23 protein-coding genes and 1 tRNA gene are annotated in these 26,219 nt (G+C 46.6%); 12 read left to right on the top strand and 12 right to left on the bottom strand.

Features of this window, described 5'->3' with window-relative positions:
* Positions 1–2,981: tandem-95 repeat protein (locus tag WB308_RS06005; protein ID WP_424189960.1), on the top strand; the 2,981-nt coding region annotated here is incomplete at its 5' end.
* A 211-nt stretch (positions 2,982–3,192) separates the two neighbouring features.
* Here the strand turns inward: WB308_RS06005 and WB308_RS06000 are convergent.
* The 4 genes from WB308_RS06000 to mraY form a co-directional block, all read right to left on the bottom strand.
* Positions 3,193–3,450: a hypothetical protein gene (locus WB308_RS06000; RefSeq protein ID WP_424189958.1), complete on the bottom strand. Its 258-nt coding sequence runs from the start codon at positions 3,448–3,450 to the stop codon at positions 3,193–3,195.
* Positions 3,451–3,829: 379 nt separating this feature from the next.
* A tRNA-Phe gene (locus WB308_RS05995) sits at positions 3,830–3,905 on the bottom strand.
* Positions 3,906–3,969: 64 nt separating this feature from the next.
* Positions 3,970–5,178, bottom strand: coding sequence for a UDP-N-acetylmuramoyl-L-alanine--D-glutamate ligase (murD, locus tag WB308_RS05990; protein WP_424189956.1), 1,209 nt, complete (start codon positions 5,176–5,178; stop codon positions 3,970–3,972).
* Positions 5,178–6,236, bottom strand: coding sequence for a phospho-N-acetylmuramoyl-pentapeptide-transferase (gene mraY / locus WB308_RS05985; RefSeq protein WP_424189954.1), 1,059 nt, complete (start codon positions 6,234–6,236; stop codon positions 5,178–5,180). Before mraY ends, murD begins: the two co-directional genes overlap by 1 nt.
* Positions 6,237–6,329: 93 nt before the next feature.
* On the opposite strand from mraY, the gene gpmI reads away from it, so the two are divergent.
* The 5 genes from gpmI (at position 6,330) to accA (ending at position 11,277) form a co-directional block, all read left to right on the top strand.
* Positions 6,330–7,805 (top strand): 2,3-bisphosphoglycerate-independent phosphoglycerate mutase, encoded by a 1,476-nt coding sequence (gpmI, locus tag WB308_RS05980; protein ID WP_424189952.1) that lies wholly within the window; start codon positions 6,330–6,332, stop codon positions 7,803–7,805.
* An 86-nt stretch (positions 7,806–7,891) separates the two neighbouring features.
* Positions 7,892–8,635: a 3-oxoacyl-ACP reductase FabG gene (gene fabG / locus WB308_RS05975; protein ID WP_424189950.1), complete on the top strand. Its 744-nt coding sequence runs from the start codon at positions 7,892–7,894 to the stop codon at positions 8,633–8,635.
* 140 nt (positions 8,636–8,775) lie between these two features.
* On the top strand, positions 8,776–9,006 hold the full coding sequence (gene acpP, locus WB308_RS05970; protein WP_015652770.1) for an acyl carrier protein: 231 nt from the start codon (positions 8,776–8,778) through the stop codon (positions 9,004–9,006).
* A gap of 105 nt (positions 9,007–9,111) precedes the next feature.
* A complete protein-coding gene (locus tag WB308_RS05965) occupies positions 9,112–10,329 on the top strand; it encodes a beta-ketoacyl-ACP synthase II (RefSeq protein ID WP_424189948.1) in 1,218 nt (405 codons plus the stop codon).
* Between the two features lie 12 nt (positions 10,330–10,341).
* Complete coding sequence (gene accA / locus WB308_RS05960; RefSeq protein WP_424189946.1) at positions 10,342–11,277, top strand: acetyl-CoA carboxylase carboxyl transferase subunit alpha; 936 nt, start codon at positions 10,342–10,344, stop codon at positions 11,275–11,277.
* Between the two features lie 20 nt (positions 11,278–11,297).
* Here the strand turns inward: accA and WB308_RS05955 are convergent, their stop codons facing one another.
* The 5 genes from WB308_RS05955 to WB308_RS05935 all read right to left on the bottom strand — a co-directional run bounded on the left by WB308_RS05955 (position 11,298) and on the right by WB308_RS05935 (position 15,672).
* Positions 11,298–12,083, bottom strand: a complete 786-nt coding sequence (locus WB308_RS05955; RefSeq protein WP_424189944.1) for a 3'-5' exonuclease — start codon at positions 12,081–12,083, stop codon at positions 11,298–11,300.
* Positions 12,080–12,667, bottom strand: coding sequence for a phosphoribosylanthranilate isomerase (locus tag WB308_RS05950; RefSeq protein WP_424189942.1), 588 nt, complete (start codon positions 12,665–12,667; stop codon positions 12,080–12,082). Before WB308_RS05950 ends, WB308_RS05955 begins: the two co-directional genes overlap by 4 nt.
* A 1-nt stretch (position 12,668) precedes the next feature.
* Positions 12,669–13,310, bottom strand: coding sequence for a ribulose-phosphate 3-epimerase (rpe, locus tag WB308_RS05945; RefSeq protein ID WP_424189940.1), 642 nt, complete (start codon positions 13,308–13,310; stop codon positions 12,669–12,671).
* Between the two features lie 174 nt (positions 13,311–13,484).
* A complete protein-coding gene (locus WB308_RS05940; RefSeq protein ID WP_424189938.1) occupies positions 13,485–14,879 on the bottom strand; it encodes a chemotaxis protein CheX in 1,395 nt (464 codons plus the stop codon).
* Positions 14,863–15,672: an HDOD domain-containing protein gene (locus WB308_RS05935; RefSeq protein WP_424189936.1), complete on the bottom strand. Its 810-nt coding sequence runs from the start codon at positions 15,670–15,672 to the stop codon at positions 14,863–14,865. The genes WB308_RS05940 and WB308_RS05935 overlap by 17 nt, the downstream gene beginning before the upstream one ends.
* A 158-nt stretch (positions 15,673–15,830) precedes the next feature.
* Between WB308_RS05935 and rpmB the strand changes: the two genes are divergently transcribed.
* The 6 genes from rpmB to WB308_RS05905 all read left to right on the top strand — a co-directional run bounded on the left by rpmB (position 15,831) and on the right by WB308_RS05905 (position 21,925).
* Positions 15,831–16,019 carry a 50S ribosomal protein L28 gene (gene rpmB, locus WB308_RS05930; protein WP_013459236.1) on the top strand — a complete coding sequence of 63 codons (189 nt, stop codon included), beginning with the start codon at positions 15,831–15,833 and terminating at the stop codon, positions 16,017–16,019.
* 21 nt (positions 16,020–16,040) lie between these two features.
* Complete coding sequence (locus tag WB308_RS05925; protein ID WP_424189933.1) at positions 16,041–17,177, top strand: potassium channel family protein; 1,137 nt, start codon at positions 16,041–16,043, stop codon at positions 17,175–17,177.
* Positions 17,170–18,357, top strand: a complete 1,188-nt coding sequence (argJ, locus tag WB308_RS05920; RefSeq protein ID WP_424189931.1) for a bifunctional glutamate N-acetyltransferase/amino-acid acetyltransferase ArgJ — start codon at positions 17,170–17,172, stop codon at positions 18,355–18,357. Before WB308_RS05925 ends, argJ begins: the two co-directional genes overlap by 8 nt.
* Positions 18,358–18,525: 168 nt before the next feature.
* On the top strand, positions 18,526–19,455 hold the full coding sequence (locus WB308_RS05915) for a ribose-phosphate pyrophosphokinase (RefSeq protein ID WP_424189929.1): 930 nt from the start codon (positions 18,526–18,528) through the stop codon (positions 19,453–19,455).
* A 101-nt stretch (positions 19,456–19,556) separates the two neighbouring features.
* Entirely contained in the window at positions 19,557–21,347 is a 1,791-nt protein-coding gene (gene lepA / locus WB308_RS05910; RefSeq protein ID WP_424189927.1) for a translation elongation factor 4, read from the top strand.
* A 2-nt stretch (positions 21,348–21,349) separates the two neighbouring features.
* Entirely contained in the window at positions 21,350–21,925 is a 576-nt protein-coding gene (locus WB308_RS05905; protein WP_424189925.1) for a ComF family protein, read from the top strand.
* Between the two features lie 48 nt (positions 21,926–21,973).
* Here the strand turns inward: WB308_RS05905 and WB308_RS05900 are convergent, their stop codons facing one another.
* The 3 genes from WB308_RS05900 to WB308_RS05890 all read right to left on the bottom strand — a co-directional run bounded on the left by WB308_RS05900 (position 21,974) and on the right by WB308_RS05890 (position 26,192).
* Positions 21,974–23,503 (bottom strand): SagB/ThcOx family dehydrogenase, encoded by a 1,530-nt coding sequence (locus WB308_RS05900; RefSeq protein ID WP_424189923.1) that lies wholly within the window; start codon positions 23,501–23,503, stop codon positions 21,974–21,976.
* Between the two features lie 47 nt (positions 23,504–23,550).
* Positions 23,551–24,675, bottom strand: a complete 1,125-nt coding sequence (locus WB308_RS05895) for a hypothetical protein (protein WP_424189921.1) — start codon at positions 24,673–24,675, stop codon at positions 23,551–23,553.
* 119 nt (positions 24,676–24,794) lie between these two features.
* Complete coding sequence (locus WB308_RS05890; protein ID WP_424189919.1) at positions 24,795–26,192, bottom strand: DASS family sodium-coupled anion symporter; 1,398 nt, start codon at positions 26,190–26,192, stop codon at positions 24,795–24,797.
* Between the last annotated feature and the right edge of the window lie 27 nt (positions 26,193–26,219).

Raw genomic sequence — 26,219 nt, 5'->3', positions numbered from 1 at the left:
CGACAGGTGCGGTAACACTAACGGCGGATCCAAATTTTGAAACCAAATCCAGCTATTCATTCAACGTCATTGCAACCGATAACGGTACCGGCGCACTCTCAGATACGCAAGCCGTGACATTGGCGATCAACGATGTAAACGAGGCACCGGTTGTTAATAATCCTGTTCCGACTATTATCTCTGAGAGTACTGATTTTGCCGGCGATACCACAACAACCGCATCATTGGGTTATGGCGGAGCAGCAACTGGTACAATAACTCCAGCTACTGATACCGACTGGTATGCGGTCAATCTGGTGGCAGGTATTACTTATGAGATATCTTTGCGAGGAGCTGATTCAGCAGGGGGGACACTCTACGATACATACGTAGAATTGCGCGATAATACAGGTACGTATATTACTGGCGATGATGACGGAGGAATCGGATTGGATTCTCTTCTCTCTTATACACCATCTATTACGGGTACCTACTATGTGAATGCACGAAGCTATAATTCAAATTACGAAGGAACTTACACCCTCACGGTCACTCCATCGGTTGTTCTTTCTACACCGGAAGATACGGTATCGTATACCATTACACAGGCAGTTTTATTGGCAAATGCCACGGATGAAGACGGTGATCTACTAAGTGTGACGGCGCTATCCGCAGCAAATGGCGTGATTGTCGACAATCATGACGGAACATGGACGTATACCCCAAACAGTAACTACAACGGTTTGGAAACACTCAGTTACACGGTAAGCGATGGCGCCATAAGTGTCCCGGCAACAATGAACATGGTCGTAACGCCGGTCGATGACGCTCCAGTAGCGTTGGATGCAACAGGTGTGGTTGTTGAAAACGGTTCCGTGGATATTACCCTAAGCGCAAGCGATATCGACAGTCTTAATCTATTATACGGCATTGATACAGTGCCAGCCAACGGGTCGGTTAGTATGATAAATAATATTGTCACGTATACTCCAAATGCAGGGTTTTTCGGAACCGATACCTTTACATATTATGTTAGTGCTGCGGACGGAATGGATACGGCAACGGTTTCGGTTACGGTGACTCCGGCAGACTATGTTGCGCCGTATATCGTCGATGCCCAGTTCGTGAAAGGGACGACGACGACCTTGACGATGGTGTTCAGTGAAGACATACAAGTCAACCAAAGCCTTCCGGCGACGATGTATTTGAACGGAAGCACACTGATTAACCAGCAGCAAATCACCAATATGAGCGTTGTTGGGAATACGCTCACTTTGACCATAGCCGTTGCAACGACGTCGAGCGATGTCATTTCTCTAAATGCTCCGTTTGGGGCAATTCTTGATCTTGCCGGTAATTCATCCGCGTCAGGAACCATTATCGCCGGCAGCAGTGATGCGAGTACGATGGACCTCAATACCCTCTATTTTGAAGGAGCCTATTCCGACCGGATTGTTTTCGGCGGAGACGGTAACGATGTAATCACGGGGACAAATTATCCCGATATTATTCATGGCGGCGAAGGGGCTGATACGATCGCTTCGCATTGGGGGGCGGATTACATCCATCTGGATGAAGCGACGGCGGTACGCGATACGGTGATGGTTTCCAAAGCTGACAGCGATGAACCCAATTCATCGATCAACTCGTACCCGTACAACATCGATACCGTATTTAACTTTGATACGACGAGTACGACGGCGGCGAACCACGATGTCCTTGGATATGCAACGGTACAGATTAAAGCCAATATGGACATTACCGACGGTGTGGATGCTGGAACCATTGCCAAACACAGTGTCACGAGCGGGATCGTGACTTTTTACACGTCGGCCAATACACCGGTCGTTATCAACAGCACCAACCTGTCAAATGCGGTGGGATACCTGCAAACCAATCTGGCCATTAACGATACCGTCGGGATCAAGTACGACAGCGATTCAAGCGGCAGCGTCGATACCCTCCTCGTGTATCAGAAATCCGAAGGCTGGAATGACTCCTTGATCGCGTTGGCAAATATGGCTAACATCGGCTTAGTAACCCTCGGAACAACAGCCGGTGCCAATGTCGTCCAGATCGCCGATAAAGTAGGACCGCAGATCAACAATGCAGCTTTTGTTGACAACAATACCTTCACGATAGGGTTTAATGAAGCGATTGCAAGCACGACGATATCTGATGCCAATACGGATTTACAAATCGGTAACGGTGCAACCATAGGTGGCATTGTTGCTGGTACATACACACCCAGCGGCAATACTATCACGATTGATACGGGGGTGAATACGTGGGGAACAAGCAGTTATGTTGTTATGACAACTACCGCCACGGTTACCGATGCGGTAGGAAACAGTTCTACTATCTTTGATGCAGGTGAAAAAGGCGTTGCGCTTGGCAATGAGGCAACCTCGTTGATCGATATTCGCGCATTAATAGGGGATTACAGTATTATAAATTTTCTCTCTGCCGCGACTACTGCTACCTTAATCGGCAACAGCGGCAACAACTACATCGAAGGAGGATCGGGCAACGACACGATCACCGGAGGTACGGGTGCCGATGAGATGCGTGGCGTTGGTATGGATGGAGCAGGAGACGATACGTTTGTTTTCGCTCAGGGAGATTCAACGATTGCAACATGGCATGACAATGATAGTTCAACGACGCTGAGCAATAATGATGTGTTTACGTTTGTGGCGGGTGCTGATATGGTAGAAACAGGGGATTTTGTTGTGGGCGACAGCGCTGCAATTCAGCTCGTTGCAGGGATGACCCAAACGACCGATACGACCGGTACCGTCGGCGAAAATCAGTTTAAACTGGTAGAGGGATGGTACGATTGGGACAGTAGCGTCTTCACGGTCCAGTCCGGCGGAAATAGCAGCCTGGTTCTCTACGACGGAACGGCCGGTGCTGGCGTTTCGTTAACAGGAATCGTACTACCTGAAGTAAGTGCAGGTATTTTGAGTGTTTCGGGTAACGTTATTAACTACGTCCTATGACAGCTTCCCCCGATCGGGGGAAGCTACTATTCTTCCATTCTAACTGCAATATTTCCCTCTCTCGTATTTGCATCAAACCGTACCGAAAACAAAATAAAGCAATTCTCTATTCGAATCATGTAAAAAAACATATATCTAAAAGATATAAAAAGAGTATTTATAATATATTAAATTGATGAATACGGCTGCTTAGACTGCATAACGAAAACGATCACTCATCATCCGACTTATCAAGAGAGTACCAATTTTTAGTACTCTGAGGTACTGAGGCACCTCTGCTTTTATCGAGCAGCTGTTGAATAATTTTGACATTTTGCATTAGATTATTGTGGGATGGGAGCTTGGATGCATTGGAATCTGGTTTTGTTTTTTCGCTTGAAGGTATCGGCTCGATAGGAATCCATTTTTTATCTGCATGGATGTTGGTAGAGATCAATGTAAAATACATCATAACAGCAATCGCTTTCACCATTTCTCCTAATGTCCATTTTTATGCGTAATGATATCAAGATTGTATTGATGATTGAATCAAGGGTCTGTCTTGAAGGAGTTTGTAAAAGTTGGTGGTGGCCAATCTCGAATTAATTAGCTTGTCTGGCGCTTTTAACTTCCGTATCGGTGAGGGGTACAAATTTTTTTATTCGCCATTGTAATCACTCTATAATGTGGTTTTTTTGAGCTGTAACTAACCACATTATCAGAGAACCGCATTTAAAACCACATTAAAAAAAATGGATGTTATTGATATTGATTGTAGGTTATTAGAGAAAAAGTACACCAGAAAGTGCCTATCTTAGGGCTTTTGTTTGATTTATTTGGATGGTATTGAAAGGGATTGTTTTAAGTGGTGGTGGCCAATCTCGGAATCGAACCAAGGACACAATGATTTTCAGTCATTTGCTCTACCGACTGAGCTAATTGGCCACGTTTGTGAGGACGAAATTATAGCCTCACAACCTTAAAAATAAGCTTAAAGTTCATAAAGCGACTATTTAGTCGCTTTGGCCAGCTCTTTAAAGAGGTTTCCGCGTTGCGCATAGGAGGTAAATTGATCCAAACTTGCCGCTGCCGGAGAGAGCATGGCGATGCTGTGTCGGTTGTGTTTTTTACTGATTTCTTCTACCGCTACATCAAGGGTATGGCAGAGGATGCAGGGGATAGCGTATTGTTTGCACAATGTTTCGAGACGCAGTGCGTTGGCTCCGATCGCATAAACACTCACATCGTAGCGTTTAAGCGGTGTAAAGAGCTCTTCGAGCTCCACCCCTTTATCATCTCCTCCTAGAATCAAATGGATCGGATAGTCGCTATACGTGCGCAGAGCCGCCAACGTAGCGTCGATGTTAGTCGCCTTAGAATCATTGACCCAAAGACGATCACGCGAGTCTCGGAACTCTTCTTGACGGTGCGGATCGAGAATAAATGCGTTGATACGGTCATAATCGCATCGGTCAAAGAGGATTTTATCAATCCCCATCGCGATCATCGCATCCATCAGAAATGCCCCTTTGAATTTGATCTTGGAGGGATCGAAGCCAAAATAGGCCGCCAAATCTTTTTCATCTTCGTAGATGATTTTAAATCCGTTGGTCGGAACGTCAGCAAACATTTTGGGTAAAATGATCGCTTCTCCCTCTTTCATCATACGAAGCGGCTTCAGTTTGGCATCATAATAGGCTTCCATACTCCCATGCCAGCTGACATGATCGGGGGTTACGGGGAGAAGGGCGTAGATGTTAGGACGGGCTACATTGTTATAGTGCATGCTAAACGAACTCGTCTCTAAAATCCAGATAGGGGCGTCAGGAGACATATCGGCCAAAGGTGTTCCGATATTTCCGCCGCTGATAGAGCCTTTGTCAGCCAGGAGATGCTCGACCATTTGGGTAGTGGTCGTTTTACCGTTCGTTCCGCTGATCCAGATCGAGAACGGCATTTGCGGGGCAAAGAAATCGTATTCGCTGATCAGGTGCGTTGCTTTTTGGATCAGCTCATGGCTTGGAGGAAACCCGGGAGAAGGGATTTCATGAGTGAAGAGACGGGTGTCAAATTCATTCACCGGTTTGAGCGAATTTCCCTCTTCATCGGTGAAGGGCTTGGTCACTTTGTCATCGAAAAAGGTACAAGACCCTAAACGCTTAGCGATGGCTCGGGTTGTTTTGCCGTACCCGAAACAGGCAATATTTTGATTTTTCATTAGCGAATCTTTAGTGTAATAAGTGCGAAAATATTTGAAAGGAGGGCGATGATCCAAAAACGGACGATGATTTTGTTCTCCGCCCACTGTTTCATTTCAAAATGGTGATGGATCGGCGCCATAAGAAAAACCCTTTTTTTACGAAGTTTGTAACTTCCGACTTGCAATATGACCGAGACGGTTTCGATCACGAAGATAAGTCCGATGAGGATGAGGAGCACTTCACTTTTCCCGATAATGGCCATATACGCAATAAAAGCACCCAGGGTCAATGAACCGCTGTCCCCCATAAAGACTTGCGCCGGATGGCAGTTGAACCACAAAAAGCCAATCAATGAACCGATCAAGGCCGAGGCAATAATGACCACTTCTCCGGCAGGGATTTTAGGCATTAAGAGATAGTGCGACAAAGCGGCATTCCCGACGATATAGACGATGATGCTCAGCGAAAGGAGGGCAAAAATCGAAGGGACTGTTGCCAGGCCGTCGAGTCCGTCGGTGAGGTTGACGGCATTGGAGGTAGCGATCATGACCAACACCCAAAACGCAACGCTGAACCACCCCATATCAAAAAGGCTTGATTTGATAAAGGGGAGGTAAAAACCGGTATCGAGCTTGGCGAAATAAATCAAAAACAATCCGATGGCGATACCGAAAATTAGCTGCAGAGCGAGTTTTGCCCGTGCGCTAAGTCCTGCGAGATTGTCGCCGCCACGGATTTTTCCCCAGTCATCTGTAAAGCCGATGTAGGCGTAAAAAATGAGGGTAAGGAGGCCGCCGATCACGAACGGATTCATGACATTGACGGTGAGTAAGGAAGCGATAAGGGTAGAAGCAACAAAAACAATTCCCCCCATTGTCGGGGTTTTGGCTTTCCCCTGATGGGCACTCACGTATTCGTTGATCGGCTGGACACGGGCTGATCGCTGTGCCCAGGCAATGAAACGGGGCATCAAAAAGAGAGTGAGTAACAAACCGATGAAAAAAGCGATCCCCGCACGGACGGTAATGTATTGAAATAGATTAATTCCAAGGGTCTGGTAAAACCAATATAACATTTTATTAACTCTTTATGATTTATTTGTAAAAGCAATGCACAAGTGACATTTTAATATAATCCCCCCAAAGTTTGATTAATCGAAGGAGCCAATTTGAGTAAAAAAACTGTTTTGGTCATCACGGACGGCATCGGCTACTCGCCAAAACGTGAATTTAATGCTTTTCATGCTGCAATTAAACCGACTTATGATCGATTGTTTCGTGAGGTTCCCCATGCGCTGATTGATACTTTCGGTCTGAGCGTCGGTCTTCCTGAGGGACAAATGGGCAATTCCGAAGTGGGGCATATGTCTATCGGAAGCGGGCGGGTATTGTATCAGGATTTGGTCAAAATCTCTCTTGCCCTCGAAGAGGGGACGTTTGAACACAATAGTGTTTTTACCTCGTTACTCAAAACGAGTAAACGGCTCCACCTGATTGCCTTAATGAGCGATGGGGGAGTCCATTCGCATATCGATCATTTAATGGGTGTTGCCGAGATTGCGGCTGAGGCGGGTAAAGAGGTATGGCTCCATCTCATTACCGACGGGCGTGATGTTGCCCCCACTTCGGCCAAACTTTTCTTACATACGGTGAATGCCCATGGTTATTCCCATATGAAAATCGCTTCTATCGGAGGACGATTTTTTGCTATGGACCGGGATAACCGCTGGGATCGTGTCCAAAAAGGGTATGACGCGATCGTATGTGCTACACCTAAAAGCGAACAAAGCGTTGCCGATTACATTGAAAACGCCTATGCTGCAGGCGAAACCGATGAATTCATTACCCCAACGGCGTTTGAAGGGTATGAGGGATTCAAAGAAGGGGATGCGGTATTGATGCTCAATTTCCGAAGCGACCGGATGCGTGAACTGACTACGGCGATCGGAGATAAAGAGTTCAGCGGATTTGATCGGATTTTTGTACCGACCCATTTGGCGACGATGACGCAGTACGATAAAAATTTCCCTTATCCGGTATTGTTTCCGAAAGACGCACCGGAAAATACCCTTGCAGAAGTCATCTCTAATGCAGGGCTTCGTCAGCTCCATACGGCGGAGACCGAAAAATATGCTCATGTTACCTTTTTCTTTAACGGCGGAGTCGAAGAGCCGTATGAAAATGAGACGCGGGTTCTGATTCCCAGTCCACAGGTCAAAACCTACGATATGCAACCACAGATGTCTGCTCCTGAAGTAGGTGATGTGGTCGTGAAAGCGATGGATGAGGGATATGATTTCGTCGTTGTCAACTTCGCGAATGGTGATATGGTCGGACATACCGGAAATTTTGAAGCGGCAATCCGCGGGGTCGAAGCGGTGGATGAGCAAGTAGGTCGGATTGTCGAATCGGCCCAACGTAACAATTACGCGATGGTACTTACTTCCGATCACGGCAACTGCGAAGAGATGCGCGATGATGTGGGGAATGTGCTCACGAACCATACCGTAGGAAAAGTATGGTGCTTTGTTATGGCGGAAGGGGTGAGTGAAGTTCATCCAGGCGCATTGAACAATGTAGCACCGACGGTTTTGAAACTCATGGGTATTGAAAAGCCTTCAGAGATGGATATGGCATTGATTTGACTTTGTCATCTCCGCGAAGGGGGAGATCCAGCTAGATTCCCGCTTTCGCGGGAATGACGAAAATCTAAATAGAAGGAAATAAATAGATGAAATTTACAGGTAAAAATGTATTGGTAACAGGTTCAAGCCGCGGAATCGGTGCGGAAGTGGCAAAAGTGTTGGCAGGATACGGTCTTAAAGTATGGATCAACTATCGAAGCGGTGCGGCAGCAGCGGACGCCGTAAAAGAAGCGATTGAAGCAGAAGGGGGTCAGGCGGCAGTCATCGGTTTTGACGTGGCGGATGAAGCGGCGTTTGTTGATGCGGTAAAAACCATTATCGATGCGGACGGAGAACTCTCCTATCTCGTCAACAATGCCGGCATTACGAACGATAAACTGGCGCTTCGTATGAAGGCGGAAGAGTTTACGAGCGTCATCGATGCAAACCTCACGTCGGCATTTATCGGATGCCGCGAAGCGATGAAAGCGATGCGCAAACAAAAATTCGGTGCGGTGGTGAATATGGCATCTATCGTTGGCGAAACGGGGAATGCGGGTCAGACCAACTATGCGGCAAGCAAAGGGGGAATGATCGCAATGACGAAAAGTTTTGCGATCGAAGCGGCAACGAGCGGCATCCGCTACAACTGTATTACTCCGGGCTTTATCGCAACCGACATGACTGATGAGCTCAAAGAGGAAGTTAAAGCGGCATTTACCGCAAAAATTCCGATGGCCCGTTTCGGAGAGGCTGCGGAGGTGGCGGAAGCGACGGCATTTTTACTCAGCGACCACGCGAGTTACATTACCGGAGAGACGTTAAAAGTCAACGGCGGAATGTTTATGTAATCCGCAATAGTGGAAATAATCTAGCTTATTTGAGGCAAGCGTTGGGAAAAGAGATTTTATTCCATTTGCCGCTCTTTTGATGGCACTTAAGCTAAATATGGTATAATTTGCCGATTTTATTCATAGGAACAGGAGCTATTATGGCACTTATCGACGATATTAAAGAAGTAGTGGTTGAGCAATTGAGCGTTAACCCGGACGAAGTTAAAGAGGATTCTAAATTCGTAGAAGATCTTGGCGCTGACAGCCTTGATGTTGTTGAATTGGTAATGGCTCTTGAAGAGAAATTCGATATCGAAATCCCTGATGACGAAGCGGAAAAAATCCAAACTGTTCAAGATGTCATCAACTACATCCAAAGCAAAAACTAAAACCATTATCGAGGTTTTGCCTCGATAGCGTAAATCTTAATTTATGGTCTAAGATATTGGCTTAACGGAGCCAAAGTTTCAGACCATCCACCATCAGGAGAGAATGTGAGAAGAGTAGTAGTAACCGGAATGGGAATGATCAATGCACTTGGTCACGATAAAGAGAGCTCGTTTAAAGCGATTTGTGACGGTGAATGCGGAATAGATATGATCACGATTTTCGATGCTTCGGCTCAAAGTGCTCAAATTGCGGGAGAAGTAAAAAACTTCGATCCTGAGACCGTTATGGACCCTAAAGAGGTTAAAAAAGCGGACCGTTTTATCCAACTCGGTATTAAAGCGGCGCAAGAGGCGATGGCTGATGCCAATTTCCCGGAAGGGTTTGATAAAGAGCGCTTCGGAATCGATGCAGCATCGGGGATCGGCGGACTTCCGTCGATTGAACGTAACTCGATTATCTTAGAGACCAAAGGGCCTCGCCGTATCTCTCCGTTCTTTATCCCGGGTGCATTGGTAAATATGCTCGGCGGATTCATCACGATTGATCACGGCTTGCAAGGGCCGAACCTTTCAGCGGTAACCGCATGTGCGGCAGGTACGCACGCTATCAGCGAAGCGGCTAAAACGATTATGATCGGCGGTGCGGATCAAATGTTGGTGGTTGCGGCAGAATCGGCTATCAGTGGGGTCGGTATCGGCGGATTCGCTTCGATGAAAGCACTTAGTACCCGTAATGATGATCCTAAACACGCTTCACGTCCGTTTGATGCGGAACGTGACGGTTTTGTTATGGGTGAGGGTGCGGCGGCATTGGTACTCGAAGAGTATGATGCGGCGGTAGCACGCGGAGCGCGTATTTATGCCGAGCTCATTGGATTCGGTGAAAGCGGTGATGCAAACCATATCACGACTCCAAGTCTTGAGGGACCGTTGCGTGCGATGAAAGCGGCACTTAAAATGGCGGGAAATCCGAAAGTCGATTATGTCAATGCACACGGAACCAGTACCCCTACGAATGACAAAAATGAGACGGCGGCATTGAAAATTGCATTCGGCGGAAAAGAGAATTGTCCTCCGGTAAGTTCGACGAAAGGGCAAACGGGACACTGTCTCGGAGCTGCCGGCGGGATTGAAGCGGTTGTCAGTATCATGGCAATGCGTGATGGCATCATCCCTCCGACGATCAACTACGTCACTCCGGATGAAAACTGCGATTTGGATATCGTCCCGAATGTGGCACGTAAAGCAGAGCTCAATATCGTGATGAGCAACTCATTTGGATTTGGCGGTACTAACGGTGTCGTCATTTTCAAAAAAATATAAGAGGGCAAGCCATTGGCTACCTATTTAGATTTTGAACAGAACATTCGCCAGATCCAAGAGGAGATCATAGCCGCAGAAGTACGATATGATCATCATGCTGTAGAGATTCTTAAGCAGGAACTGGACAAAGAGGTTCAAAAAACCTATGCTAATCTCTCCCCGTATCAAGAGCTTCAGCTCGCGCGTCATCAAGATCGTCCCTATGCCCTTGATTACATTAACCTTCTATTGGATAAAAAATACGAGATTCACGGTGATCGCCATTTCCGAGACGATCTCTCCATTATCTGCTATATCGGCACTATCGGTGATGAGCGGGTAATGGTAATCGGTGAGCAAAAAGGGCGCGGAACCAAAAATAAGCTCAAACGAAACTTCGGTATGCCGCATCCTGAGGGGTACCGTAAAGCGCTTCGTGCAGCTAAAATGGCAGAGAAGTTTAATATTCCATTGCTTATGCTGATAGACACTCCGGGTGCTTACCCGGGGCTCGGTGCGGAAGAGCGCAACCAGAGCGAAGCAATCGCCCGTAATTTGCTCGAACTTTCCAACCTTAATACCATTACCGTATCGGTCGTAATCGGTGAAGGGGGAAGCGGTGGAGCACTGGCCATCGGTGTAGCCGATCGCCTTGCCATGATGCGTTACTCAGTTTTTAGTGTTATCTCTCCTGAGGGGTGTTCAGCTATTTTGTGGAATGACCCTACCAAAGTGGAAGCAGCAACGAAAGCACTTAAAATTACCAGTGCTGACCTTAAAGAGCTCGATTTGATCGATGATATCATTGATGAGCCTTTGATCGGTGCCCACCGTGATAAAGAGGGGGCCGTTAACGCTCTTAAAAACTACTTTTTAGGTGAGGTTGCTGAACTGAAAGCCCTAAGCAATGAAGAACGCCTCGAAAAACGGTATAACCGCCTTGTGGGAATGGGACGATTTAGCGAATAATTTCCGGATGCCTTACGGCATCATTTTTCTTCTTGTTTCTCTTCTTTTTTTACTTTTGGTCTTTTTAACCGTTTTCCCTCTTTCGAAAAAGCAATCAACTCTTCACTATTAGTTATAGTATTTGGCAGCAGTGCAAGGGTTCGCTTGAGAAGCTTTGTGGTTGTCATAGCGTCGGAAAGGGCTCGATGATGCGTCGCATCTTTATAGAGCTGAAGCTGTTCGTTGAGATAGGCTAAACCGTAACGTTCACTCTCGATGGTACGCTCCGCTAAATCGATCGTGCACAAAGAGCGGTTGAGCAGCCGTTGAAGGCCAACACGTTCCATCATTGCCGAGACAAAATTATAATCAAATTTGGCATCATGACCGACAAATACAGCATCTCCTAAAAAGAGGCGGAATTCGCGCATTACTTTTCCCATGGCGGGGGCTTTAAGCGTTTGTTCCACTTTAATACCGGTGATCTCTTGTATCTGATCGGAAATATCGGTGCAATAGACCAAGCTTTCAAACGTATCGATGATGTGTCCGTTTTGGAGCCTTACGGCACCGATTTCGATAATCTGATGATGCGAGGGCTTTGATCCGTTGGATTCTACGTCAACGATGCAAAAGAGGGTATCATCGACGGAAGTGAGGGCGGTTTTGAACCGATAGAAACCGTTATCCAAAACAATATTCATCCCCTGAGCTTTGAAGAGCTCCAAAGTAAGATCGCAATCGTCTCCTAATGAAGCTTCAAACTCCTCTTGGGGGATACCGTTTTTGCACAACCGTGCATGTATCTTAGGATCGAGTGTGTTCACGCTTTGGCCTTTTGGATAAAGGTAGTAACACGAAGGGGATCTTTTTTCCCTTTGAATGCTTCGACACCGCTGCTGACATCGACACCGTAAAAGCCATATGGCTTTAGAATTTCGACATTCTCAGGATCAAGGCCGCCTGCAAGGATGATTTTGGAACAATCAACCCCTTCAAACCATTCAAGATTGATCTGTTTTCCGCTACCCCCATAGGTTTCACAAAAAGCATCAATCAGACGATATTCATCCGAATATGCGAAGAGATCTTCCTTTTTCTGGGCACGGACGACACGCAGAGAAGGAAAACGAAGTTGCGGGAAAAATTCATCCGTTACATCGAAATGGATTTGTGCCAAAGTGCACCCCGTCTCTAAACAGACAGAGTGGATGGTTTCAGGAGTTTCATTGACGAAAAGGGCTACTTTTTCAACGAATGGGGGAAGTTTTTCAATTATCGTTTTGGCGTTCTCGGGCGCAATGTAACGGGGGGATTCGGAATAAAAAACAAAGCCCAGCGCATCGGCTCCGGCATTGATGGCTACGAGGGCATCTTCCAAGTTCGTGATACCGCAAATTTTGACCCGCATGTTAGACTTTGAGACTTTCGATTGCAGCTTTGTAGTCGGCTTGTCCAAACACATAACTTCCCGCGACACAAACATCGACACCGGCTTCTTTGAGCATCTGGATATTTGAGCTGCCGACTCCACCGTCGATTTCGATAAGACAATCAGGATTAATACGGTCTCGAAGCACTTTGAGACGTTTGATTTTTTCAACGACGGTAGGAATGAACTTTTGTCCTCCGAACCCCGGATTGACCGACATGACAAGAACCATATCCAAATCCCCTAGCAGATACTCGATTGCTTCGGCAGGGGTGTGGGGGTTGAGTACGATGGCAGGTTTGATCCCGAGTGAACGGATATACTGGATAAGACGATGAGGGTTTTTTTCCTCTTCGATGTGAAAGGAGATATATTCAGGTTTGAGAGGGGCAAACAAATCAACAAAAAAAGTGTTGTTTTGAACCATCAGATGAATATCAAGGGGTTTCGTGGCAGCCTTTGCAATAGCATTGACAACGACAGGGCCAATCGTGAGATTGGGAACGAAGTGTCCATCCATTACATCGACGTGTACCAAGTCACACCCAGCGTCACAAATGGCGCGGACATCACGCTCTAAATTACCGAAATCGGCAGAGAGGACACTTGGGGCAACGAGCATAGGAAACACCTTGAATAATATTTTCGTTATTTTAGCGAAAAAGATTTGTAGATAGCTTTGCGCTCTAAAAATACCTTTGCCCCGCAGGGAATACGCGTCTTCGCGTCGGGCCTACTGCCGAAGTAAACCCAGTGTTAACGTAGCAATGGGGATTTTATTCCCATTGTGTATAAATCATCTTGTCAGGAAAAAGATAAAGTTACTCCCCTCAAAACTAAGGTTCACTTGAACCCCTTTTTTATTTTGTGCCATCTCCATTAACGATGCGACATCATGATAGGTTCGCGGAAGGGTAATATCAACACGCTGTTTTTTTTCTCCCAAAAGAGCTTTTGCCCGTCCCCCGATGATGTTGACAAATTCGGCCAAAGAGTCCAAAATGATTTCTTCATCTTCAGTGGATTCGCCGATAAGGAGCTCGCACGCTTTTTTCGCGATCTCTTTCGGGAAAACGAGGATGATCATTCCGTCTACATCGCCGTAAAATCCGATCGAACTGGCGTATTGGTCGTTTGTATTTGTAATCTCCAGCGTTTGAACATTCATAGACTCTTTGGAGGCTTTTGCATTCGTCATCATGGCGATCGTTGAAACGGTCGCGTCGATAAAGTGGGGAAGCTCGTTTACGAGCGCTTTGTTCAGTGTACGGACTTGTTTGGACATGGCGGCACTGCTCCCGCCGAGTTCCTGGAGGAGTTCTTTGTTTTTGAGGATATCATCCATGTTATCGAAAAAGAGCATACCGGCATCTTCGAGATCGTTTTTAAAACTTTGCGGGGTTTTTTCGAATGTGAGACCTACAAAGCAGATGGTGGCATTGTATTCGGCTGCTGAAGATGCGAGTCGGGTGAAAAAGTTGAGGGCATGAACGTTCATCGATACGACTTTATAGGCATCGAAGATAAAGAGGCGGAATCCGACATTGAGTGAGTTGTTATGGTAATCAATGTTGAACGTGTTTGTGATTTCAGCATCGAGAAAATTAGAGATCGTATAAATAATGGCATTACCGGTAACACGGGTAGCGATTTTCTGTCCAAACAACCCCAGATAGGTATCATCAATAACGGCGTAATATAGATCAGGATTTTGCTTTTTCTCATTAAACTCTTTTTGACTTTGAGCGATAACCGGGTTATGCCCGTAATCGAACAGTTCGATCGCCATCGCTGAGCGTTGAGAAGGGTCATCATTGTAAAGAAGAACGGTTTTGGATTCACTTTTGTTGGTCGGAGCAAAGAGTTCGGCAATTTTTTCGCTGCGAAAAAGGGAGAAATTGAGATTGCTCCCATAAAAAGCGTTGATGGTCTTGAACTTTGTATGATCGTAATCGCACAAACCAACCGTTATGTGTTTTTGATTACGAACCGAAAGTAAAAGTTTGATAAAGACATCCAGTCCGTTTTTATTGAAAAAGATCACTTTTTTGAGTGACACTAACAGCATATCCACATTCAACGCTTCGGTTGCCTTAATATCATCAAGGGTTAAGAAAGAGGGAGCATTGTTGCCATCCAAAAATCCCTGTGGATGGAAGATGGCAACCCTTCCTTTAACGGTTGCTCTCATCGTACTCCACCACCTGCATAAAAGATTCGTATATATCGTGAACAAACTCGATTTGAAAATCGATAAATTCGTTGAGTCCGGCACTGACATAAGGGCTTTGGCTCAACTCATAAAAGAGTAATAAATGGATCCATTGGGCCAATAACCGTTCTTTAGGTTCAAGGTTTTGATCCAAACCGGACGCGGCATGAACGATTCGGCTGATGCTTGGAGACATTTCCCATTTATGAGCGATTACGGAGCAAATATCAAAGAGCGTCTGTTTGCTGAGCCGATAAAGAATCGTGTTGTAATCCAATGCTTTGACACTTCGGAGCTGTTCCACTTCGCTTTTATGTTCTCCGAATAAAGCATCACACACAATGATACTGGCAGGCAACAGGGTAATGGCACTTTCGGTATCGCGGTTGAGAAGGTTCAGATGACGAAGAATTTTTTCCCACTTTCGACTGAGCGAGGCTTGTAAATCGTAAAATGCATGGTGATTAAGGGCAAAGAGTTTCCATTCTTTGGGGACTAAAAGGGTGAGCAAATAATGGTACAAAATCTGCTGTGCCGTTGATGTCCCCAAAATACCGAAAATCTGCGATACATCACTCACTTCATTTCGAAACCCATAAATGGGACGGTTAATTAGTGTCTTCAGGTAGAGTTTGAGGGCGGGATCTTGTTCGGCGCATTTGGCCGCTTTGATTAAATCTCCGCTTTGAACAAATCCGAGCGTTTGCTTGACAACGTCAGGTACCGGCGGGATATTTTGGATGTAATGCGAAATTTGTTCTTGAGTAACCACGTGTCATAGCATCCGATCATGAGTTATTTAAAAGTGGACTAATTGTAATGGCGTATTGATTAAAGAAGCCTTTAGAAAAATTTAAACCATTACTTAAGGTAAACTTTGGGTTGCATAAGATAAAATTCGCAACCAAAATTTACGCAAGGAGCCTCAAAATGGCAAGAAAATGTGCTATTAGCGGTAAAGGCCCAATGAGCGGGAACAATGTTTCCCACGCGAAAAATAGAACTAAGCGTCGTTTTTTACCAAACCTTCGTACTGTTCGCGTAACGCTTGAAGATGGTACTACCAAAAAACTTAAAATCGCTGCATCTGAACTTCGTACGCTAAAAAAAGATTCGTAAACGTCCCTTGAGGGATAAACATTGAATCTTATTAAGAAGATACAAGGTCTTTTAAAATGGGAGTCTTCTCCCAAGCCTGCTATTACTTTGAGTGCCGAGCTTTATGCTCAGCTTCTCCCTTTTAGAACCCCCCTTATTTTAATACAGTTGTGTATGGTTTTCGGAACCATAGGATATATGCAGATTGAAGGGCATACGCTTATCAATGCAATATTTCAGACCGGTTATACGATTACTACCGTTGGTTTTGGATCTTTGGGCGAAGGGGATTTCTCTCCGCTTGGAAAGCTTTTCACGGTTTCACTAATTATCTTTGGATACGCTGTTTTCATATTTGCTCTTGGGGTGATTATCGATGTCATCAATAAAGGTGAGCTCAAACGAATTTTAAAGGAGCGAAAAATGTTGTATCGGATTGCCCGGCTTAAAAAACATTTTGTGATTTGCTACCATAATGAGTATACGATTCAGGTGACAAAACAGTTGCGTGCGAATCAAATTCCGTTTGTGGTGATTGATCCCAGAGAGGATATTGAAGCATTAGCACAACAGTATAAATATCCCTATTTTATTCAAGCACAGCCGCATACCGAAGAAGCGATGCTGAAAGCCCATCTAAGTTCAGCAAAAGGGCTTGTAACCTTGTCAAATTCAATCGCTGATAATATTGCCTTGATCGCATCGGTACGATTGTTTGAACAAGAGCATCATATTCCCTCACCGTACTACGTGATCAGTGCGGCCGAAGATGTCAATGATATCGATAAGCTTAAAAAATTGGGTGCAGATACGGTGGTATCCCCGAGTAAACTTACCGCACAGCGTATCACCGTCATGGCTGCACGTCCTGATATGGAAAACCTGCTGGAACAATTTTTATACAAAAGCGATACACCGCTGGACATGGAAGAGATCTTTGTCCCTAAAACAAGCTGGATGGTTCTTAAAAAACTCAAAGAGACCCATTTGCGCGATATCGCCAATGTATCGGTGATCGGGATTACAAAAAAAGACGGGAAGCTTGTCCCGATGCCCAAAGGGGATACATTGGTTATGAGTGAGTGTAAACTTCTTGTCATAGGTACTCAAAAAGGGATATTATTTACGAAACAACTTGTTAAAAAGCAAGAGAAGCCGGAGGAACTCAAATATGTATAAATTAAACGCTATTGAAGGCGGTGTGTGTGCGGCAGAGGGCTTTTTTGCCGACGGGATCCACATCGGATTGAAAAAAGAGGGAGCGAAAGATCTCGCGTTTATCTATTCGGAAAAACCGTGTGTCATCGCATCGGTTTTTACGACCAACAAAATGACGGCGGCCCCGATACGCCATTTTCGCGCACAGGGTGAATTTGAGGGAAATTTTGTCCTTATCAACTCGAAAAATGCTAATGCAATGACGGGACGTGCGGGAATTGATGATATTGATGAGGTATTGAACGCCCTCAAAATCAAATTTCCTCAAATCCAAAATCCTGTGATGAGCTCGACGGGGGTCATCGGGGTACGTCTGCCGAAAGCCAAGATTATCGAAGGGGCGTTGGGATTTGATTTGACCCGCCGAGAGGGAATCAATGCTTCCGAAGCGATTATGACGACCGATACCTTTGCTAAGCGGATTGCCTATGAAGTTGCGCTTGAAAATGGTCAATCGTTTCGTATCGGTGCAATGGCCAAGGGTGCGGGAATGATTAATCCCGCGATGGCAACGATGCTCTGTTTTATCACGACCGATGCGGCAGTGGATAAAGCGAGCATGCAAGCCATTCTTGATGAGTGTGTTCATACAACCTTTAATGCTGCAAGTGTCGATGGAGACACCTCGACGAATGATACGGTTCTGGTAATGGCAAACGGCGAGAGCGGTGTGTTTGATGCGGCGGCTTTCAAAGAGGTACTAGAAAGGGTTATGCTCTTTTTGGCCAAAGAGATGGTACGTGACGGTGAGGGGGCTACGAAGCTGGTGACCTACAAAGTGACCGGAGCAATCAACCCTAAAGAGGCGGAAATCGCGGCTAAGGCTCTCTCTAATTCGCTTTTGGTCAAAACAGCATTGTTTGGGCAAGATCCCAACTGGGGACGTATCGCATCGACCGTCGGTGCAAGCGGGATCATGTGTGATGAGGCTTTTTTAAGTATATGGTTCGATGATGTGTGTGTCTATAAAAAAGGGGAGTTGCTGTTTGATGAAAAACTCGAGCCGCTTGCCGCGAGCGTCATGCAAAAAAGTGCTTTCACGATTCACTGTGATATCGGGTTGCAAGACGGCGAATTTACCGCATATGGATGCGATTTGGGACATGAGTATGTCAAAATTAACGCGGATTACCGCACCTAAATTCTTTCGTCATTCCGTACTTGATACGGAATCTAAGATCCTGAATCAAAACAAGGGTACCGCTCGCAAAGCGATGTTTCCTCGAGTTCAGGATGACAATGTTGTATTATCTCTCACTAAGTCTCCTCTTGCTATAATCGCGTTAATTTAACGGCAACAGGAAAACCCATGCGCGGATATAAAATTTTCAGCGGTTCAGCGTGTACCGAGTTTGCAGCGGAAGTGTGCAGAACCCTTGATGTTCCCCTCTCCAAAGCTTCAGTAAAACGTTTCAGTGACGGAGAGATCAACGTTCAAATCTCTGAGAGCGTTCGCGGACGTGATGTCTTTATCGTCCAATCTACCGGTGCTCCCTCTAATGATAACTTGATGGAATTGTTGATTATGACGGATGCCCTTCGCCGTTCTTCGGCAAACTCGATCACAGCGGTTGTCCCCTATTTCGGATACGCACGACAAGACCGTAAAGCGGCTCCCCGTGTTCCGATTACTGCAAAACTCGTTGCCGATATGTTCGAAACAGCAGGGATCGACCGTGTCGTAACGATTGATTTGCATGCGGGTCAAATCCAAGGTTTCTTTGATATTCCTGTTGACAACCTCTACGGTGCGATAATTTTTGAAGAGTATATTCGCTCTAAAAACCTCCCTAACCCGGTGATTGCTTCACCAGATATTGGCGGGGTAGCACGCGCCCGTTATTTCGCAGAAAAACTGGGTCTTGAGATGGTTATCGTCGATAAACGCCGTGAAAAAGCGAATGAAAGTGAAGTTATGAACATTATCGGTGACGTTGCCGGTAAAGACATCATTATCATCGATGATATGGTCGATACGGCCGGAACGATGGTCAAAGCAGCGGCGGCACTCAAAAAACGGGGAGCGACGTCGGTTATGGCGTGTGCTACCCATGGTGTCCTTAGCGGAAAAGCGTATGACAATCTTAACAACGGCGAACTCGATGAATTGGTTATTTCCAATACGCTGGTATTGAACGGTCAAAGTGATAAAATTAAAGTGTTGAGCGTTGCTCCGCTGTTTGCAGAAGTCATTCGCCGTGTCTATCATAATGAAAGTGTGAACTCTCTTTTTTCATAAATTAGGATCGACCAAGGGACAAAGTCCCTTGGTCTACGCTAGCCGCTTTGGCTACTAAAGCTTGCCTCTCAAGGAGGCAGAAAATAATCAGGATTTACATTTTGGATAATATCCGTAACTTTTCAATTATCGCCCATATCGACCATGGGAAAAGTACGTTGGCTGACCGTATCATTCAAGAGTGCGGTGCGGTGAGTGATCGTGAACTTACCAAGCAAATGATGGATACGATGGACATCGAGCAAGAACGCGGGATCACGATCAAAGCGCAAAGTGTTCGTTTGGACTATGTAAAAGACGGCCAGCACTATATTCTCAATCTGATCGACACTCCGGGCCACGTTGATTTTAGCTATGAAGTTTCCAAATCACTCGCATCGTCTGACGGTGCATTACTGATCGTTGATGCGGCGCAAGGGGTTGAAGCACAAACGATCGCCAATGTCTATATGGCGATGGAAAACAACCTTACCCTTATCCCCGTTATCAATAAAATAGACCTTCCGGCCGCAGAGCCGGAACGGGTTGCCGAAGAGATCGAAACGACGATCGGGATCGATGCGACTGATGCGGTGATGATTTCGGCCAAAACGGGGGTCGGTATAAGAACGCTGATTGATGCGATCGTTGATCGTATCCCTGCTCCTGTGGGGGACCCATCGGCTACGACCAAAGCGATTATTTACGATTCATGGTTCGACTCATACCAAGGGGCAATGGCCCTGGTACGTGTTTTTGACGGTGAGATCAAGATGGGTCAGATGATTAAACTGATGCACAATGATGAGAACCATCAAGTGTTGGAGTTGATGTATCCCCATCCCCTTCGCCGCCAAAAAACGCAAAGCATTAAGGCCGGAGAGATCGGTATTGTGATCTTGGGGGTTAAAGAGGTGGGGTCTATCCGTGTAGGGGATACAATCACCGATGCGCGCAATCCGGCCAAAGAGCCGGTAGGTGAATACGCTCCGGCAAAGCCATTCGTATTTGCGGGACTCTATCCGATCGATACCGATGAGTTTGAATCGGTGCGCGATGCCCTCGATAAGCTTAAACTCAACGACAGCTCTCTCAGTTATGAGCCGGAAACTTCTATTGCCCTCGGATTTGGTTTTCGTGTCGGGTTTTTGGGAATGCTTCACATGGAGGTTGTTAAAGAGCGGTTAGAGAGAGAGTTTAATCTCGATTTGATTGCTACCGCTCCATCGGTGGTTTATAAAGTTTATAAGACCGACGGAACCATGGTTGAAGTTCAAAATCCGAGCGAACTCCCCGAACCGCAGAACATCGAGCGGATCGAAGAGCCCTACGTCCGTGCAACGGTGATCGTTCCGACCGATTATTTGGGGAATGTGATTACCCTTTTGACCACGAAGAGGGGAATGCAGGAGAAGATGGAGTATCTCAACGAGACACGAGTCATGCTCATCTATGTTATGCCGATGAACGAAATCGTTGTCGATTTCTACGATAAACTCAAATCAACCTCCAAAGGGTATGCGAGTTTCGATTATGATCCTATTGAATTTCGTCAGGGGGATTTGGTCAAACTTGATGTTCGTGTGGCGGGAGATGTGGTTGATGCCCTCAGCGTTATCGTCCCTCGAAGCAGTGCGGAATCACGCGGACGAGCACTTGTGACCAACATGAAAGAGATTGTTCCAAGACAGCTTTTCGAAGTGGCGATCCAAGCCTCTATCGGAAACCGTGTTATCGCTCGTGAAACGGTCAAATCGATGGGGAAAAACGTCACCGCCAAATGTTACGGGGGGGATATCTCCCGTAAACGAAAACTCCTCGACAAACAAAAAGAGGGTAAAAAACGGATGAAAGCAATCGGGAAAGTTCAGCTTCCCCAAGAGGCATTTATGTCCGTCCTCAAAATGGACTAGTCATGCGCTGTATGATGTGCGAGCGGCTTAGCTTCTCACATATCTGCTCCGCGTGCCAAGAATCGCTCCTCACCCCGAGTCTCCATAAACGCAAAATTATGGGTTCTGTCCCTGTTTACTCCTTTTTCCCCTACAACGATATCGAACCGTTGTTACTGACCAAACATACCGATGTCGGATATTATATTTATACGATTTTAGCGAAGCGTGCATTCGGGGCATTCGCAAAAGAGTGGCAGTATGAAAACCGTGTCGCCTCACTCGGCATCGACGATCATGCACTAAGTGGCTACTCTCATACAGCGGTATTAAACCATGCGCTGAAGTCTACCAATATTACCCCGTTGTACGGAAAACTTCGTGCGTCAAATCACCATAAATATGCGGGGAAAAGTGCCGAAGAGAGGCTGATGCATCCACGGCAGTTTGATTGTAAGCCATTCGCAGAGAATGAAGTTATTTTAGTCGATGATATCGTCACAACGGGGACAACGTTGGGCGAAGCCGCCGAAGTACTTAATGCGAACGGTAAAAAAGTGATCCTTTGCCTTACCCTTACCGATGCGGAAAATCGATAACTCCCTCGTCATACCCGCGTAGGCGGGTATCCAGCTAGATTTCCGTCTTCACGGGAATGACGAAAGCCTCTTTGAGGCAGACGAATATGGTTTTAATGTCGTGATACGGGTATCGACGATGGCTCGCCCGATCGTGAAATGGTAGAGTGATTGGTAGCGTTGATCACGAAGTCCCAGCAAGGCGTGAAACTCATCGTCTAAAAAGCATCCGATTCCTGTTGCGCTAAGGCCTAGTGAGGTGGCTTCGAGGTAGAGCATCTGTCCGATGGCTCCGCATTGGTGGTAAAGATTTTTGTACCCGATGGCACCATGTTTTTCAAGAGATGAGGAAAAATTACAGAGCATCCCGAAACTGAACGCTCCCTCTTTGGCGATCTCTTGGTTACACGAGATCATTTGCGCCGCACCGCGATAATCCCCTTCTTGTAAAAGACAAAGAGAGTCCCCGCAATCTTCCCATCTAAATATTCCATCCATTGCATCGCGCAAAGAAGCAAAAGCATTTTTATTTCGAACGTAGGCGTACATCCCTTTTTCTAAACCCTCTACACGATGCACGAAAAGGATAAAGTGGACATCGGGTGTATCGCTGCAAAACAGTGAGCTATCCAGCAAGGTACGAAACTGCTCTTGCGTGATTGCCGATCCATCCATCATTTGTGCACTCCGTCGTTTGAGTATGATCTCTCCGGTACTTTTAGAGGGGAGAGGAACAGCACGGATAGTGTTTAAGGGCTCTACAGAGGGGTAAAGGCCGTGTGTCGAGCGGTCAATCACCTCCAATACAGGCCAATCATGATGAGCCGGACTCAGTGTATTGGCCATATAGGAGAGAGATGGGGTGATTGGAAGGACACCGTTATTCGATTTCCCGATACGTAGAAGCATATCGGGGCTTTCACGCTCATGAGCATCAAAACGCTCATGTTGATCGAGGCCGCACAAAGAGGCAATCTCAGCCGTATCGACGCTTAGAATTTCACACTCCCACCCCAGCATGCTACTCGCGATTTTGATCGCCTGATACGCATGTCCCGCATCGAGCTGGCAGTAGCGCCAGCACCGCTCACCGTATTTCCACGCTTCACGCCAGATTACCGAGCTTAGCGCGAGCAATAGTGTCCCTTCTGCTAACGGTTCATCATACGTATGGAGTATTTCCAATGCATGTTCACGGGGGGCATAGTGGGAGAGGGTCGCGTGATCACACACCCCTAGGGTAGCGGGGGTAATAATGTAGCATTCTGTCGGATGGAGATTACCGCTGCTGGCATTGCATCTCAGAGCCCACTCTGATCCGCCATGGCTTTTGATCGCAGCGAGTCCCAGAGAGTAGCGCAGCAATTGCGAAAGGGATTCAAGGCACAGAGGTGCAACGGGGAGAGGCTCTTTTTGAAACAGAAGATGATAGGGTGGCGTTATCTCACTGTGGATGAGAGGGAGAATCGGGGCGTGTTCATATCGGCGAAAGGGGTTGGGCTGGGTTGCCCAGTCCATATAGCCCAGACTCGCAGCATAGCGAGAGAGACGATGTTTGGTTCGGTCATGGTAGTGGAGTACGGAAGTCATGTTTTTCATAAGAGGATTGTCCGTTAAAAGGGGTTAGGTTCCCCTTTGGTTTACGATTAGTGTAATGCGTTTAAGAGTTCTCTGAGCATTTGATCGTGGGTTGTCGTGTTATCGATGTTCATGCGGGTCAAATCGGATTTGAAGGATGCTCGGTAATATACCCCGTTTTCATTGATATTTGCGGAGAGAACACTATTGAAACGGATCAAGGGTTGTGTGATTTGGTATTCTGTGAATAAGACTTTCGGGATGGTTTTGCCTTGTGTGATGGCGATAGTCAATTTCCCTTCGGTTGTATTGAATTCACCAAAAGCGGAGCCTTGACCGCTAATGGGAGCGGGAAGGGTAAAAAAGGCAAAGGTTTGTTCCATATCGGCATGCTTGAGATCAAAAAGAACCGATAAAGGTTCTAAATCGGGGATATCTATCGTGAGGGTGGTATCACTTTGGGCGGCGTTTGTGTGGGCATGGAGACGGAGGAGTTTTTCATCTCCACTCAAGGTGGCATTGAGATCACCTGCTCCCGCAAGGGGTAGACCGACAAACTGTTCCAAAATTCCGGCATGCGCTAAAGAAGCATCAAGGGTGACATTCACATCGAAAGGTTTAATCTGTCCGAACTTATCTGTCAACAACGTTCTAAGATCAAACGATTCGTTATCGTCTTCCAGAATTGGGGTCGGGGTTAAGCGATGTGTTTGAGAACTCAGATAGATATGCCCATCCACATCACGGCGATCGAATCCTCTTAGATCGATGGTACCGTTGATCAACGTATCGGTATCGGAAGGGTAGTTAAGTAAATGCAAGAGCGGTTCATAAGCGATATTGTGGAGTTTGAGATCGGCAGTGGCGAGATGAAAACGGCGTAGTTCGATTTTATAGAGGATATCTCCCTTGAAAATATCTGCGTTCCCTCGAATATCCAATGCAGAAATCCCACCGCTGAGAGCTCCTTCGGTTTTAAAGGGTGCGGAAATAGGGTTCATTCCGTTCTCATGGAAACACTCCAGCCGGTAGTGGGCATAAAGGCGCAGTGTGAGGAGAGAAAATCCCCCTTGGGTAGAGAGAATATTACCAAAATTATCGTGTGCTCTCAGGTGAAATCGGTTGTAGCTAAGGGCAAAATCACTTATGCTAATCGGTGTGGAGAATGCAGAACTAAGGGCCTTTTCAGCCACAGGGGCCGTTAAGCGATTACCCAGCGGAGTAAAGAGGAGAATAAAAATGACTGCGGCTGATCCGAAAACAAAGAGGAATATTTTAGCTAGTTTAGTGCGTCTTAGAGTGGCAAAAGTGTTCATGAGAGGGCCAAAATCCAAGGAGTTCCGATGATCATAAAAATCAGGAAGGTCAGGAGTGTCACCGCACCGCCGTAGATATAGATCTCACGGGCATTAATATAACCGGAACTCAGATAGATCGCATTGCACGACGAACCCTGGGGCGTGATGGTGGCATTGAAATTGGTTGCAAACAACAACATCATTGCCATCAATTCTCCCGGAACTCCCGCCCCGATCCCTATCGCCAAAAAGATACCGAACAGCGCTAAGAGGTGGGCACTTTGGGAGACAAAGAGGTAGTGGATCAGTACATAGACTGCAATCAGCAGCACATAGACCGCTCCCCATGAAAGCCCCGCCAGATAGTGGGTAAAGTGTTCGGCAATGGTGGTCATAAATCCCTGTTCGGCGAGCTGGGTGCTTAGCCCGAACAATATGGCAAACCAGATCAGTGTGCTGAGCGCTTCCCCCTGGCTTCTGAAATCCTCGATACCAAATACTTTCGTTGCCATCAGTATCCCTAACCCTCCGAATGCAACGGCGGCTTTATCGATCGGAAAGATTCCCGAAAGAGCCCATAAGGTTAACATCGAGACAAAGACGCCGGCGGTGATCCATTCGTTTCGGCTGATACGCCCCATATGTTCCAATGCGACTGCGGCTTTTTGAGGGGCATCGGGGGTCTCTTTCATTTGGGGGGGGTAGATGCGGTACAGCATCCACGGGATAAGGGCAAACGCGATGAGGGTCGGAACAATCGCGTACAAAAGCCAGCTACCGAACGTGATATGGATCCCCATCTTCTCAGCGATCCCGACACCGACGGGGTTGACTGCCATTGCGGTGAGCCAGAGCCCTGAGGAGATGGTGAGTCCCGCCATTGAGGTCATCATCAGGTAGCTCCCCGCACGCCGGTGGGTATTGTCTCCTACTTTTGAGCCGCAGTCATGGGCAAGGCCGTAGACGATGGGGTAGAGGACACCGCTTCGTGCGGTATTACTGGGGAATGCCGGAGCAATCAGGATATCCGTAGCGATGACGCTGTATCCTAATCCCAGGGTGGAGTGGCCGAATCGGCGGATGATATGAAGAGAGAGCCGTTTTCCCAGCCCCGATTTGTGGACGGCATGAGAGACCAGAAAAGCGGCAATGATCAGGAGGATAAAACTTTCCGAAAATCCGGCATACGCACGTGAAGGTTCAATGACGCCGGATAAGACACTAACGGCAAGGGCGATAATGGCTGCAGCGATGATGGGGAGGATATTAAACAAAATAGCGGCAATCGTGGTAATGAAAATAGTAAAGAGATGCCAGGTATGGAACGGAATCTGAAGCGGCGGCGGGGCAAACCAGAGGGTAAGTGCAAAGAGTGTTAATAATAGTGCCGGATAAAGCCGTTTGATTTTCATACTCATCCCCTTTTAGTGAGACTTATT

The organism is Sulfuricurvum sp. (genome assembly GCF_049587615.1).
Lineage (GTDB): Bacteria > Campylobacterota > Campylobacteria > Campylobacterales > Sulfurimonadaceae > Sulfuricurvum.
The sequence above is the reverse complement of the archived record's forward strand: the minus strand, read 5'-3'. Positions and strand labels throughout refer to the sequence as shown.